At 46.5% G+C, this 12,969-nt stretch carries 15 protein-coding genes; 7 read left to right on the plus strand and 8 right to left on the minus strand.

Features of this window, described 5'->3' with window-relative positions:
* Positions 1-3: 3 nt before the first annotated feature.
* Genes rapZ through murB form a run of 5 tightly spaced genes read right to left on the minus strand, consistent with a single transcriptional unit; the run spans position 4 to position 2,833 of the window.
* Positions 4-849: an RNase adapter RapZ gene (rapZ, locus tag AS158_RS02990; RefSeq protein ID WP_165304462.1), complete on the minus strand. Its 846-nt coding sequence runs from the start codon at positions 847-849 to the stop codon at positions 4-6.
* Positions 846-1,112: a hypothetical protein gene (locus tag AS158_RS02995; protein WP_165304463.1), complete on the minus strand. Its 267-nt coding sequence runs from the start codon at positions 1,110-1,112 to the stop codon at positions 846-848. Before AS158_RS02995 ends, rapZ begins: the two co-directional genes overlap by 4 nt.
* Entirely contained in the window at positions 1,090-1,356 is a 267-nt protein-coding gene (locus AS158_RS03000; RefSeq protein ID WP_165304464.1) for a hypothetical protein, read from the minus strand. The genes AS158_RS02995 and AS158_RS03000 overlap by 23 nt, the downstream gene beginning before the upstream one ends.
* Before the next feature lie 20 nt (positions 1,357-1,376).
* A complete protein-coding gene (locus AS158_RS03005) occupies positions 1,377-1,952 on the minus strand; it encodes a YigZ family protein (protein ID WP_165304465.1) in 576 nt (191 codons plus the stop codon).
* Positions 1,931-2,833: a UDP-N-acetylmuramate dehydrogenase gene (gene murB / locus AS158_RS03010; protein ID WP_165304466.1), complete on the minus strand. Its 903-nt coding sequence runs from the start codon at positions 2,831-2,833 to the stop codon at positions 1,931-1,933. Before murB ends, AS158_RS03005 begins: the two co-directional genes overlap by 22 nt.
* A 52-nt stretch (positions 2,834-2,885) precedes the next feature.
* Between murB and rlmN the strand changes: the two genes are divergently transcribed.
* Genes rlmN through rpe form a run of 4 tightly spaced genes read left to right on the plus strand, consistent with a single transcriptional unit; the run spans position 2,886 to position 6,074 of the window.
* Complete coding sequence (rlmN, locus tag AS158_RS03015; RefSeq protein ID WP_165304467.1) at positions 2,886-3,917, plus strand: 23S rRNA (adenine(2503)-C(2))-methyltransferase RlmN; 1,032 nt, start codon at positions 2,886-2,888, stop codon at positions 3,915-3,917.
* Positions 3,914-4,528 (plus strand): PASTA domain-containing protein, encoded by a 615-nt coding sequence (locus AS158_RS03020; RefSeq protein WP_165304468.1) that lies wholly within the window; start codon positions 3,914-3,916, stop codon positions 4,526-4,528. Before rlmN ends, AS158_RS03020 begins: the two co-directional genes overlap by 4 nt.
* Positions 4,525-5,412, plus strand: a complete 888-nt coding sequence (rsgA, locus tag AS158_RS03025) for a ribosome small subunit-dependent GTPase A (RefSeq protein ID WP_206516517.1) — start codon at positions 4,525-4,527, stop codon at positions 5,410-5,412. The genes AS158_RS03020 and rsgA overlap by 4 nt, the downstream gene beginning before the upstream one ends.
* Positions 5,412-6,074 carry a ribulose-phosphate 3-epimerase gene (gene rpe, locus AS158_RS03030; protein WP_165304470.1) on the plus strand — a complete coding sequence of 221 codons (663 nt, stop codon included), beginning with the start codon at positions 5,412-5,414 and terminating at the stop codon, positions 6,072-6,074. The genes rsgA and rpe overlap by 1 nt, the downstream gene beginning before the upstream one ends.
* On the opposite strand, the gene mutS is transcribed toward rpe, so the two are convergent.
* Complete coding sequence (gene mutS, locus AS158_RS03035) at positions 6,043-8,424, minus strand: DNA mismatch repair protein MutS (RefSeq protein WP_165304471.1); 2,382 nt, start codon at positions 8,422-8,424, stop codon at positions 6,043-6,045. The genes rpe and mutS overlap by 32 nt on opposite strands.
* Positions 8,421-8,855 (minus strand): GNAT family N-acetyltransferase, encoded by a 435-nt coding sequence (locus tag AS158_RS03040; RefSeq protein WP_008194580.1) that lies wholly within the window; start codon positions 8,853-8,855, stop codon positions 8,421-8,423. The genes mutS and AS158_RS03040 overlap by 4 nt, the downstream gene beginning before the upstream one ends.
* Positions 8,856-8,919: 64 nt before the next feature.
* Here AS158_RS03040 and AS158_RS03045 point away from each other — a divergent pair, with 64 nt between their 5' ends.
* Genes AS158_RS03045 through AS158_RS03055 form a run of 3 tightly spaced genes read left to right on the plus strand, consistent with a single transcriptional unit; the run spans position 8,920 to position 12,106 of the window.
* Positions 8,920-10,098, plus strand: a complete 1,179-nt coding sequence (locus AS158_RS03045) for a hypothetical protein (protein ID WP_165304472.1) — start codon at positions 8,920-8,922, stop codon at positions 10,096-10,098.
* Positions 10,099-10,101: 3 nt separating this feature from the next.
* Positions 10,102-10,968, plus strand: coding sequence for a DMT family transporter (locus tag AS158_RS03050; RefSeq protein ID WP_165304473.1), 867 nt, complete (start codon positions 10,102-10,104; stop codon positions 10,966-10,968).
* Positions 10,946-12,106 carry an amidohydrolase gene (locus AS158_RS03055; RefSeq protein ID WP_038050976.1) on the plus strand — a complete coding sequence of 387 codons (1,161 nt, stop codon included), beginning with the start codon at positions 10,946-10,948 and terminating at the stop codon, positions 12,104-12,106. The genes AS158_RS03050 and AS158_RS03055 overlap by 23 nt, the downstream gene beginning before the upstream one ends.
* Before the next feature lie 5 nt (positions 12,107-12,111).
* Here AS158_RS03055 and fabG read toward each other — a convergent pair whose 3' ends face one another.
* A complete protein-coding gene (fabG, locus tag AS158_RS03060; RefSeq protein WP_008194573.1) occupies positions 12,112-12,852 on the minus strand; it encodes a 3-oxoacyl-[acyl-carrier-protein] reductase in 741 nt (246 codons plus the stop codon).
* Between the last annotated feature and the right edge of the window lie 117 nt (positions 12,853-12,969).

The following is a 12,969-nucleotide window of genomic DNA, read 5'->3' on the forward strand; positions in this document are numbered from 1 at the left end:
CGCTCACACCTTCTCTCTGTCCCTGTGTTTCTCAATGACCGTAAAACCTTCTTTTTCCAGCATTTCTTTCAGCCTGTGTGCGATATACACAGATCTATGCTTGCCGCCGGTACATCCTATTCCCACAGTGATTATTCTTCTTCCAGTTCTCTGGTACTCTTCTATCGCCACTTTGAGTACTTCATAGATCTTTTCGATGAACTCTTCCACCACTGGATAATTTTTAAAGTACGCTTCTACCTCGCTATCCAAACCCGTTTTTGAAGAAAGTTCCGGTACGTAGTGTGGGTTCGGGAGAAAACGAGCATCAAAAACGAAATCCACGTCCATTGGAATTCCGTGTTTGAATCCGAAACTCATTATTCTGACAGAGGTTCCACCGGCCTGGTTCACGAGAAAATGCGTCAGAGTTTCGCGCAGTTGATGTGTGTTCATGCTGGTTGTATCTATCACAACGTCCGCGATTTCCCTTATACGAGACAGGATTTTCCTCTCCTTCTCTATGGCATCTTCCAGCCCTACTCCGTCCTTCTGAAGAGGGTGTCTTCTTCTCGTCAGAGCGTATCTCCTCAGAAGTTCCTCCGTGGACGCCTCCAGAAAAATTACCAGAGCGTTCGTCTTTTCTTTTATTCTCTCAACCGTCGATATGGGATCTCCGAGGTGTTCGCTTCGCACATCAATGGCCATCGCCATCTTTTCAAGATCGGAACTCATGAAGAGCTTCAAGAGTTCCTCCAGTATGTTACCGGGAACGTTATCAACACAGAAATACCCCAGATCCTCAAGAAAACCCATGGCGGAGGTTTTACCCGCTCCCGAAAGCCCGGACACAACGACTATTCTTTTCAAGGTTTCTGATCACCTTCCCTGAGTGCCTGAGAGAGTTTTTTCTTCAGATTTTTGATTCTCTCACTCATTTTCACATTTTCGAGCACGGTGTTGGCCAACATGACGAACAGGATGTTATCTATCCCCACTTCATCGATGAATTCTTCGTACCGCTTGAAGTCTTTTTCTATTTTCTCTATAGTTTGATTGACTATCTCCAGATCTTCATCCGTAACGAGGTTGTACACTTTCTTTCCAAGTCTAACGCTTATTTTCTTCTTCATCCTGTATCATCCCCTGATCGGTTGTGAGGGAGAGAAAGCGCTGAATTTTCTCCACGAGCGTGTTCAGGGACCTTTTGTGCTGCTCGATGGTCTTTTCCAACTGTTCTTTCTCCTTTTCTAAGTGAAGTATCCTCTCGTTCAACTGTTTCACCTTCGACCACAGTTCTCTGTTCTCTTCTTTCAGCTTTCTGTAATCTTCTATCATTGAATTGAGAATCCTTTCGAGATCCTCCAGTTCTTTCATTTGTTTTCCCTCCTTCGTGATTATATTAACACATCACGAATCGTTTTTATAACCAGGTTTTCAGGTATTTCAAGACCACGCAGCAGGATTTTTGCCCCCCTTTCTGTGTAATCCATCTCAACAAGTTCCAGTCCCATCATCTCTACAACTCTGAACACGTTGTTCAATTCCTGATAATTTACTTCCACTTCGAACTCTTTCATGAGCCTCAGCCTTCTCAGCTCTGCTCCCTTGACCGCTGTCTCAGCAGCCGAAGAGTAAGCTTCTATGAGTCCACGAACACCCAGTTTCACCCCACCGAAATATCTTGTGACAACGATCGCTGTGTTCATAAGATTGTATTTTTTCAAAACCCCAAGAATGGGTCTGCCCGCCGTTCCGTTCGGCTCGCCATCGTCCGAACTGTGTTCAAGGATACCGCTTGGAGAGAAAATTCTGTAAGCCCAGCAGTTGTGAGTGGCATCTCTTTCCGAAACTTCTTTCAACTTTTCACGAAAGTCTTTTTCATCCTTTATCGGAAATATGGTGGCATAGAACTCCGATCTCTTAACGTTGATCCTTTCCGTGTGGGGTTTCACCACCATCTTCCATTCCACCAGATTTCGACCTCCGTTTCCAGCTCCACACCGTATTTCTCTTTCACCTTTTTTTTCACAAACTCGATGAGTTTCATCACGTCGTTGAAAGTAGCGTTTTCTGCGTTCACGATGAATCCCGCATGTTTTTCCGATATCTGAGCCCCTCCGATTCTGTAGCCTTTCAAACCCAGGGATTCTATGGCCTTTCCCACGTAGAAATCCTCTCTTGGCCTCTTGAACACACTTCCCGCGCTTGGAAGGTCAAGGGGTTGTTTCTCCAGACGCCTCCTCATATAATCATCCATCCTCGCTTTTATGGTTTCCTTCTTCTCTTTTTTGAAGCTCATCATCACACGTGTTATGATCAATTTCTCCTTTTTAAATGTACTGTCCCTGTAGCCGAAAAAAATCTCGTTCTTCGAAAGCCAGATCCTTTCTCCATCTCTTAGAACCTCGACCGCTTCGACGAACTCCCCGATTTCTCCACCGTACGCTCCCGCGTTCATATAGATGGCTCCCCCCACACTCCCCGGTATCCCGTACGCGAACTCCAGTCCCCCGAGTTCCGCTTCCATCAAAAATAGACAGAGTCTCTTCAAGGGAGTTCCACTTTCCACCAGTACCTTTTCCTCCTTTATTTCAATTTGATTCAGCCTTTCTGTTTTCACCACTGCGATATCCAGATCCTCATCTTGAACCAGAAGATTCGTGCCGAGTCCCATTATTTGAAACGGAAGATCCTTCAGAACGGTGATGGCTCGTTCCAGGGAAAAAACATCGTTGGGAAGGACAAGATATTTCACCCTTCCACCGATTTTTATGCTGGTATGGCAGGAAAGTTTTTCGAACATTCGCACATCACAGCCTGCTTTGTAAAGAGATTCAAAGATTTTGTCCAAAGATATCCCTCCTTAAACTCTATAGTATAATTTCAAACTGGGAGGTGTTGACTTGAAGAATCTACTCGATCTTTCTTATGAAGAACTGGTAGCCAAGATCACGAACCTGGGTCTCGAGCGTTACAGGGCAGATCAGATTTTGGACTGGGTGTTCAACAAAAAAGTGAACAACTTCGATGAGATGACAAACCTTTCAAAACAGCACCGTGCTCTTCTGAAAGAGCACTTTTCTATTCCTTTCTTGAAACTCCTCGACAAGAAGGTTTCCAAAATAGATGGTACCACCAAATTCCTCTGGGAACTCGAAGACGCGAACACGATAGAATCTGTGATGCTTTTCCATCCGGACAGAGTAACGGCCTGCATCTCAACCCAGGTTGGATGTCCCGTGAAGTGTATTTTCTGCGCCACAGGAATGAGCGGATTTGTCAGAAATCTAACCACAGGAGAAATCGTAGCACAGATCCTTTCCATGGAAAAAGAAGAGAAGAAAAAAATAGGAAACGTTGTGTACATGGGAATGGGGGAGCCTCTTTTGAACTACGAAAACACGATAAAAAGCATAAGAATACTGAACCACAAAAAGATGGGAAATATAGGTATCAGGAGGATCACGATTTCGACAGTTGGAATCCCGGACAGAATAATCCAGCTGGCTGAAGAAGGGCTTGATGTGAAGCTTGCTCTTTCACTCCACGCTCCGACAAACTTCAAGAGGGATCAGCTCGTTCCTTTGAACAAGAAGTACTCCATCGAAGAGATCTTGAATGCGGTTAAGATCTATCAGAAGAAGACAGGAAATCGTGTAACGATAGAGTATGTGCTCATAAGGGGCATAAACGATGAGATAAGCGACGCAAAGAAACTGGCCGAAATCTTGAAGAACATGAAGGTTTTCGTGAATCTGATCCCCGTGAATCCAACAGTGGAAGGCTTGAGAAGACCGTCGAGGGAACGTCTTTTGACCTTCAAGAGGATACTACTGGAAAACGGAGTCGAAGCAGAAATCAGACGAGAAAAAGGTAGCGACATCGAAGCGGCCTGTGGTCAGCTGAGGCTGAAGAGAATGAATTCAACATCATGAGGGTATTTCTCGGAATAGTAACGGGCATTGTGGTTGGTGGTTTTTTCTTTCTGTTCGCAATAAAGCTTTATCAGAGTCAGTACAGCACGGTGCCAGATGTTGTCGGGCTTTCTGGAACAGAAGCGTGTGAAAGACTGAAGGCATCTGGTTTGTTTTGCGACACGTCTTCTTCCGAAACGGTGGTAGACGCTTATCCACGAACCGGTTCAAGGGTGAAGAAGGGAAGAACGGTAAACCTCTATTACGAAAATCCTCAAAAAAGAACCGTGCCTCGTCTTTCACAGCTGAATCTCTCAGTCGCAGAAGAGATCCTGAAGAGGCTCGGGTGGAATTATGAAACCGTTTATTTTCCTTTTGGCACCGAAAAAGACAGGATTCTCGCAACCTATCCGGAAGAGGGGCAGGTTTACAAAGGAAGATTAATTCTTCTGATCGATACAGGTGAGAGAGAAAGCTATTTTTTGGTGGAGAATTTTGTGGGCAAAAAAGCGGACGAACTGAAGGACGATCCCCGTGTTTTGCTTCTTGGAACGGGTGATACGGTAGTGGCACAGTATCCTCCTGAAGGTTCCATGGCAACGGAGGTTATCCTCATCCTTGGGGAGGAATGAGTTTGAGAAGAAGAGGAATAGTGGTGAGTTTTCACTCGAACATGGTCACGGTTGAAGACGAGGAAACAGGTGAAAAAGTCCTCTGCAAACTGAGAGGGAAATTCCGCCTGCAAAACCTCAAGATATACGTTGGAGACAGGGTGGAGTACACACCGGACGGAACAGGTTCTGGAGTCATAGAGAACGTGCTACATAGGAAAAATTTGCTCACCAAACCTCACGTTGCAAACGTGGATCAGGTGATTCTCGTGGCCACAGTGAAAATGCCGGAAACTTCGACCTACATAATCGATAAATTTCTTGTACTCGCCGAAAAGAACGAACTGGAAACGGTGATAGTCATCAACAAGATAGACCTTTACGATGGAGACGATTTGAAGAAGGTGAGAGAACTGGAAGAGATCTATTCTGAACTTTATCCAATCGTGAAAACCAGCGCGAAAACCGGAATGGGAATTGAGGAGCTCAAGGAATATCTAAAGGGAAAGATCAGCACGATGGCCGGACTCTCCGGGGTCGGAAAAAGTAGCTTGCTCAATGCCATAAATCCCGGCTTGAAGCTTCGTGTGAGCGAAGTCTCAGAGAAACTCCAGAGAGGAAGACATACCACAACAACTGCTCAGCTCTTGAAATTCGATTTCGGTGGTTATGTGGTTGATACTCCGGGTTTCGCAAATCTGGAGATCAACGACATAGAACCCAAGGAACTGAAACACTACTTCAAGGAATTCGGAGACAAACAGTGTTTCTTCTCAGATTGCAACCACGTGGATGAACCGGAGTGTGGAGTGAAAGAAGCTGTGGAGAACGGAGAAATCGCAGAGAGTCGATACGAGAACTACGTGAAGATGTTTTACGAGCTTCTGGAAAGGAGGAAAAAATAATGGCGAAAGTGGCCGCTTCAATTCTCGCATGTGACCTTGCAAGACTGGCCGATGAAGTGAAAAGAGTGGAAGAGCACGTGGATATGATCCATTTCGATGTCATGGATGGTCACTTTGTTCCAAACATTTCCTTCGGGCTTCCCGTTCTGAAAGCCCTCAGGAAAGAAACAAAACTTCCCATAAGTGTACACCTGATGATCACCAATCCCGAAGATTACATCGACCGATTCATAGAAGAAGGAGCAGATATGGTGGCCATCCATTACGAATCGACCTTTCATCTCCACAGATTGGTCCATCGTGTTAAAGACCTTGGAGCTCAGGCCTTTGTGGCCATAAACCCGCATACTCCCATCGATCTTCTTTCAGAGATCATAACCGACGTCGACGGTGTACTGGTGATGAGCGTCAATCCTGGTTTCTCTGGTCAGAGGTTCATAGCAAGGAGTCTTGAGAAAATAAGAAACCTGAGAAAGATGGTGAAGGAACTGGGACTGGAAACAGAAATCATGGTCGACGGCGGTGTAAACGAAGAGAACGCGTCGATACTGGTTAAAAACGGTGCGACGATCCTTGTAATGGGATACGGTATCTTCAAAAACGACAATTACGTCGAACTGATAAGGAGCATCAAACAGGAAAGAGAGGAATTTGCTGACTGAATCTGTTCGATTTTCCGTTTTTCTTCGTGCTGTTTTTAAAATTCCTCTCCAGAATCTCATAAGCTCTGTTTATGACCCTGTCAGGAATACCCGCTATCTTTGCGACCTCTATTCCATAACTTCTGTCTGCCACACCTTTCACCACCTTGTGGGTGAATATCACGTTTTTGCCCTCTTCCTTTACCAGAATGGTTTTGTTCTGGACCTGTGGAAAGTGTTTTTCGAGTTCCGTGAGTTCCGTGAAGTGAGTGGCAAACAAGACCTTACATCCTCTTTTTATGAGTTCTTCTGAAATTGCCCAGGCTATGCTGACTCCGTCCTGGGTGCTTGTGCCTCTTCCCACCTCATCCAGGAGAACCAGGCTCTTCTCCGTTGATTTCAGCAGGATGAGTGCCATCTCGTTCATCTCGACAAGGAACGTACTTCTACCACCAGCAAGATCGTCTCTGGCACCCATTCGTGTGAAGATCCTGTCGAACACGGGAAGAACCGCCTTCTGTGCTGGCACAAACGATCCTATCTGCGCCATGAGGGATATGAGACCCACCTGTCTGATGAAGGTGGACTTTCCGCTCATGTTGGGGCCTGTTATCACCACAAATCTCTTCTCGTTGTCCATGTAAATATCGTTTTCAACGAAGTTTTGCGTGAACCTTTCAACGACCGGGTGTCTTCCACCTTTGATCTCCAGTCTGTCTTCCGAAAAGACGGGTTTTGTGTAGTTGCACAGGATAGCATCGTAGGCTAACGTCGAAAGCACATCGATTTTTGCCAGTTCCTCTGAGATCTTGAGGAGAATCTCCTTGTGCTTTTTCACCTCTTCGCACACGTTTTTGAAAAGTTCCTTTTCCAGTTCTTCTATTCTCTCTTTAGCGGCCATTATCTTTGTCTCGAATTCCTTCAATTCGGGTGTGATGAATCTTTCAGAATTGACAAGAGTTTGTTTTCTTTCGTAATCATCGGGAATCTTGTCCAGATTCGCTTTCGTCACCTCTATGTAGTAACCAAAGACCTGGTTGTATCCAACCCTCAGCTTTTGAATACCCGTTCTTTTTCTCTCCTTCTCTTCAAACTCTTTGAGTCTCTCTTCGGCATGTTCCAGAAGATCCCTGTACTCGTCGAGTTCAGGTGAGAATCCCCTCTTTATAACCTTTCCCTCGCCGGGACTTCCCACCGGGTCATCTTCAATGGCTCTTCGAAGCAGGTCAAGCAGTCTTTCCGGGAAAGCGAGTTTTTCGAACACACCGAAAGTTGAAAGAATTTCGTTCAGTTTCGGAATGATTTCCAGCGTCTCTCTGAGTGCCACCAGATCCCTGGGAACGGTTCTATTGTATTCCACCCGTGAAACGATCCGCTCCACATCCCTTACGTTCGAAAGGAGGTTCCTCATCTCCTCCAGGCTCACCCTGTCGTTCACCAGTCTTTCCACAGCCTCGAGCCTTTCTTCGATCTGTTCTCTATCAACCAAGGGGTGGAGAATCCATTTTTTCAGGAGTCGAGACCCCATGGGAGTTTCCGTGTTGTTCAACACATCGAAAAGGTTCTTTCCTTTGTCACCGGGAATCAACGAAAGATTTTCCACCGTTGCGGAATCGAGTATCATGTAATCTCTCTGAGAGATGAGAAGAGGGGGCTTCAGATTCAGCTCTTCCGTGATCATCGTGTACTTGACATACTTTATCAGCGCCGCAAGGGTCTTCAGTGCAAGGGGTGAAAGTTCGAAATGATGAATGTCCTTCAGATTGTAGGCTTTTTCCACTTCTTCCAGATCTGAGAAATACCACTCGCTTATGGACTCTGTGTAAACACCTGGAAAGCGTTCCCTCAAAGAAGATTTCAGGTGCTCTGGACAGATGATCTGGGAAATGGAGTAATTTTTCAGCAGGTCCATCGTTTCCTGTTCGTCTGAACTTTCATGAACCAGGACCTCACCTGTCGAGATATCACAGAAAACCGTACAGTACCGTCCTTTCTCTTCTGAGACAACGGCCATGTAGTTGTTCGTTTCGCTGAGAAACTCATCTTCTACGATGGATCCAGGAGTGACAACACGCGTGACTTCCCTTCTGATCAGTTTCTTCGACTTCGAAGGCTCCTCCATCTGATCACAAATTGCCACCTTGTAGCCCGCTTCGACGAGCTTTTTCAGGTAGGTGTTCAGCGCGTGGTACGGGATGCCCGCCATGGGAGCGTCCTGCCTTCTTGTGAGAACTATGTTCAGAACCTTCGAAACGATCTTCGCGTCTTCGAAAAACGCCTCGTAAAAATCTCCCAGTCGAAACAGCAGAATGGAATCTTTGTACTGTTCTTTTATTCTCAGGTACTGTTCCATGAGAGGGGTTAACTTCACCGTTTCACCACCTTCACCATCCTCACGTGCGGAATGTTCGCTTCGTAGAAGACCTCCCCTTCCGCCCTGTAACCGAGTCTCTCGTAGAACTCTCTCACCTGGATTTGAGCGTTCAAAACGATCTTTTGAACTCCTTTAGAGGAAAGCTCTCTTTCTATACTCTCCATGAGGAACCTTCCGTGGCCCTTCCTTCTTTCTTCTTTCAGAATCGCCACACGTTCTATCTTGAACGTTCCATCATCGATCTTTCTTATCCTTGCGGTTCCTATGAACTTTCCTTCCTTTTCGAGAAGCACGTGAACACTCTCAGGATCTTTCCCATCGAGTTCTTCTTCCTCGGGAACTCCCTGCTCTTCTATGAAAACCTTCCTTCTGATTTTCAAAGCTTCTCTCAGGAGTTCTTCGTCGTTCTCAAAAAAGATCACCTGCATCTCGAATCACCTCTCAGGATATTTTAACCCCGGGTGATAGAATTTTCAGGAGGGGGTGAAAATTATGAGAAGCTTGTTAATTCTCTTATTCACGTCGACAATGATCTTTGCAACATCCGTTCTCATCCTTTTCCAAGACGGTGCGGTTCTCATGGAAAGTTTATCCGTGAGCGGCACAGAAACCGTCTCCGTTCCTCAGGGCTGGAACGTGATGGATGTAATCGGAGCAAAAAGCTGGTACGTGGTTTCGGAAAAAGAACCTTCCTGGGAAGAAATTATAAAAGGAAAAACCGTCGAAGCGGTGGACGAACCTCCCTCTCAGTTCGAAGTGATAAGTACTTCTCCTCTCGTTTTGAAAAAAGACACGAAGTACTACATCTACAACTCCACGTTGAAAAAGTGGCTTGTCCTGGAATACGAAGAACCTCAGAGTGATCGGAAACTCGTGATGAACGGGCAGGGAAAGGTAACTTTGCTTCTGCGTTCCTCAGGAAGCTGGAACGTCAGGTACTATCTCTTCGAAGATACTCTCACGGGAAACGCCTTTCTATCGGTCTCTGGTGTGGAAAGCGCGGATGTTTTCTTGGTTTCCAGGCCCGTCGAAGAAGTTTCAATTCGGAAAATGATGTACTTCAGCTCTTCACCCTCAAGAGAAATGCCCGAAGAACACGAGTCCGAGGAAGTCAAGGTGTATCACCTCGGCAAAGTAAAAGATCTGGACAAATCTCCTGTTGTGAATCTCATAGAAACGAATTTGCCCAGCACTAACGAGTACTACTCATACTCTTTTGCAGTGAACGATTCAATTTTCAACTATCAGAAAACCACCTTCACGAGAAGTTTCAAGACTCCTGTGGATCTTCCGGGAGGCACGGTGAGCATATTCTCTAACATTTCCGGTGTGGATATAATGATCGGGGAAACGAGCATCCCCGACACTCCGAAAAACTCCCTTCTGGAGCTTCCCGTAACGGATTCCTGGGACGTTCGCGTGAGAGGAGAGATTCTGGACGAGAGGAACTACAAAGACACATACGAATACGAAAGGACCTGGAAAGTGACCGTTCAGAACCTGAACGAAACGGAATCGAAGGTGAGAATCAACGTCTACGGGAATATGATGAGACTGCTCAGATTTTCCATCAAACCGTTGAAAGAAACTTCGGACCAGATCGTTTTCGAATTGATCGTTCCGCCCAATTCAGAGAAAGAATTCGAATTCAAAGTGAGAAGCGGGTGGTGAAGATTGGTAAAGGCACTTTTCAGCTTACTCTTCGTTGCGTTCATCTGGGGATCGACATTTCCTATACAGAAGATCGTACTGGTGGGAGTCTCTCCCACCTTTTATATCGCCGTTAGATTCTTCATCGCAGCGCTTTTTTCTTATTTTCTGTTTGGAAAGGGAAACATCAAATACGGAGCGATCCTCGGAACACTCCTGGGAATTGCCTACACCACTCAAACGTGGGGACTCACGATCACCACCTCCACGAAGAGCGGTTTCATCACATCGATGTACATCGTTTTCGTTCCGGTCTTTGCGTATCTTCTGGAGAGAGAAATCCCCACGATATTCCAGATCGTTTCCTTTTTTGTCGCAAGCCTGGGGCTTTACATGATCTCCGGTGGAATCAAAGATTTCAACTTCGGGGACTTTCTCACCCTGATCTGTGCGGTGAGCTTTGCTTTGCATGTTGTTCTGATAACGATGTTTTCAAAACGAGTCAAAGAAGTGGATCTCCTCTTTCCACAGTTTCTGGTGGTGGGGATTTTGAACCTGATACTGAATGTTTTCTGGAAGAACTGGAACTTCACACTCCCGGCTTTTGGGAGTGCGGTATTCACCGCTCTTGCGGCCACCATTCTGGCCATCTACCTTCAGGCAAAGTACCAGAAAGCGCTTGGAAACAACGTGTCTGCGATTGTTTTCCTGGGAGAACCAGTTTTCGCAGCAGTTGTTTCTTATTTCATGCTGGGTGAAACGATGACAAGAGAACAGCTTTTAGGGGCAGCACTCCTTTTGATCTCCATGGTGTTTTCCAGTCTGGAACGTGTTAAAATAGTTCGTGATGCGAACCAAAAGGGGAGGGATGAGTGTGAAGATTCTCTTTAAAAACGCCACGGTCTTTCCCATAACTTCCAGACCCTTCAAAGGAGATGTGCTTGTCTCGAACGGAAAAGTGGAAAAGGTGGGAGAAAACATAGAAGATCCCGACGCGGAAATCGTTGATCTAACGGGAAAATTCCTGTTTCCCGGTTTCGTAGATGCGCACTCCCACATCGGACTCTTCGAGGAAGGAGTAGGGTACTACTACAGCGATGGAAACGAAGCCACGGATCCCGTCACACCGCATGTGAAAGCACTCGACGGTTTCAATCCGCAGGATCCGGCCATAGAACGAGCCCTTGCCGGTGGAGTCACATCCGTGATGATCGTTCCTGGAAGCGCCAACCCGGTGGGTGGACAGGGAAGCGTGATAAAGTTCAGATCCATAATTGTGGAAGAGTGCGTTGTGAAGGATCCCGCAGGTTTGAAGATGGCGTTCGGAGAAAATCCAAAGAGGGTCTACGGTGAGAGGAAACAAACTCCTTCAACGAGAATGGGAACAGCGGGAGTGATCAGAGACTACTTCACTAAAGTGAAGAATTACATGAAGAAAAAGGAACTCGCCCAGAAAGAAGGGAAAGAATTCACCGAAACGGACTTGAAAATGGAAGTCGGTGAGATGGTCCTCAGAAAGAAGATTCCCGCCAGGATGCACGCCCACCGAGCGGACGACATTCTCACCGCCATCAGAATAGCGGAGGAGTTTGGTTTCAACCTCGTCATAGAACACGGAACGGAAGCTTACAAAATTTCTAAGGTGCTAGCGGAGAAGAAGATACCCGTCGTTGTGGGACCTCTCCTCACCTTCAGAACAAAGCTGGAACTGAAAGATTTGACGATGGAAACTATCGCAAAACTCTTGAAAGATGGGGTTCTTATAGCCTTGATGTGTGATCACCCGGTGATTCCTCTCGAGTTTGCAACCGTTCAGGCGGCAACTGCCATGAGGTACGGTGCGATGGAAGAAGATCTGCTGAAGATCCTGACGGTGAATCCTGCTAAGATCCTCGGACTCGAAGATAGAATCGGTTCCATCGAACCCGGAAAGGACGCGGATCTTGTGGTCTGGAGCGGACATCCGTTCGATATGAAATCCGTGGTGGAGAGGGTCTACATAGACGGAGTGGAAGTCTTCAGAAGATGAGGGCCTCAGATCACGAGGCCCCCATCTATTCCTATCACCTGTCCGGTGACGTAACTTGACTCGTCCGATGCGAGGAAGAGTATAACCTGCGCCACCTCTTCTGGTTTCCCAAACCTTCCCAGCGGTATTCTGGAAAGGGCCGCTTCACGTGCTTTTTCTGGAAGTTTTTCGGTCATGGGGGTTTCTATGAATCCGGGTGCCACAGCGTTCACTCTGATGTTTCTTCCAGCGAGTTCCTTCGCCCACGTCTTGGTCATCCCTATGACTCCCGCCTTCGACGCCGCGTAATTCGTCTGACCAGGATTTCCGTATATTCCAACGACAGAGGAGACGTTCACGATCGAACCGTTCCTCTGTTTGATCATGTATGGCACCACCATCTGAGTCACGTTGAAAACACCCTTCAGATTCACGTTTATTACCGCATCCCAGTCTTCTTCTTTCATCCTCACAAGAAGCGCATCCTTTGTTATTCCCGCGTTGTTCACCAGAACGTCGATTCGACCGTACTTTTGAACGACTTTTTCCACAACTTCCTTTATCTGATCCCTGTCGGTCACGTTCAGGACATAGGGATCGACCTTTCCTGGAAGTCCTTCTGCCTCTTTCACAAGAGAATCGAGATTTTCTTTCGAGATATCGCCAGCGATCACCGTTGCTCCTTCCTGTGCAAAAAGAAGCGTGGTGGCTTTCCCTATCCCGCTTCCAGCCCCTGTGATCAGACACACCTTCCCTTCAAGCCTCATGAACACACCTCCTTGCGTTTTTTTAAATTGTATCACGTGTTCTATTTAAGAAACCATTAAAGTTGCCCCGAAAGGGGTATAATCCTCTCATAAGGAGGTGGAACAACGCGCTCCTTT

Origin of the sequence: Thermotoga sp. 38H-to (genome assembly GCF_011057665.1) — a bacterium.
Lineage (GTDB): Bacteria > Thermotogota > Thermotogae > Thermotogales > Thermotogaceae > Thermotoga.

What these genes read in the sequence shown, in the direction of transcription:
- AS158_RS02995 (WP_165304463.1), bottom strand. Translation starts at nt 1,112, where the DNA reads ATGAAGAAGAAAATAAGCGTTAGACTTGGAAAGAAAGTGTACAACCTC.
- AS158_RS03000 (WP_165304464.1), bottom strand. Translation starts at nt 1,356, where the DNA reads ATGAAAGAACTGGAGGATCTCGAAAGGATTCTCAATTCAATGATAGAA.
- AS158_RS03020 (WP_165304468.1), top strand. Translation starts at nt 3,914, where the DNA reads ATGAGGGTATTTCTCGGAATAGTAACGGGCATTGTGGTTGGTGGTTTT.
- rsgA (WP_206516517.1), top strand. Translation starts at nt 4,525, where the DNA reads ATGAGTTTGAGAAGAAGAGGAATAGTGGTGAGTTTTCACTCGAACATG.
- rpe (WP_165304470.1), top strand. Translation starts at nt 5,412, where the DNA reads ATGGCGAAAGTGGCCGCTTCAATTCTCGCATGTGACCTTGCAAGACTG.
- AS158_RS03040 (WP_008194580.1), bottom strand. Translation starts at nt 8,855, where the DNA reads ATGCAGGTGATCTTTTTTGAGAACGACGAAGAACTCCTGAGAGAAGCT.
- AS158_RS03045 (WP_165304472.1), top strand. Translation starts at nt 8,920, where the DNA reads ATGAGAAGCTTGTTAATTCTCTTATTCACGTCGACAATGATCTTTGCA.
- AS158_RS03055 (WP_038050976.1), top strand. Translation starts at nt 10,946, where the DNA reads ATGAGTGTGAAGATTCTCTTTAAAAACGCCACGGTCTTTCCCATAACT.
- fabG (WP_008194573.1), bottom strand. Translation starts at nt 12,852, where the DNA reads ATGAGGCTTGAAGGGAAGGTGTGTCTGATCACAGGGGCTGGAAGCGGG.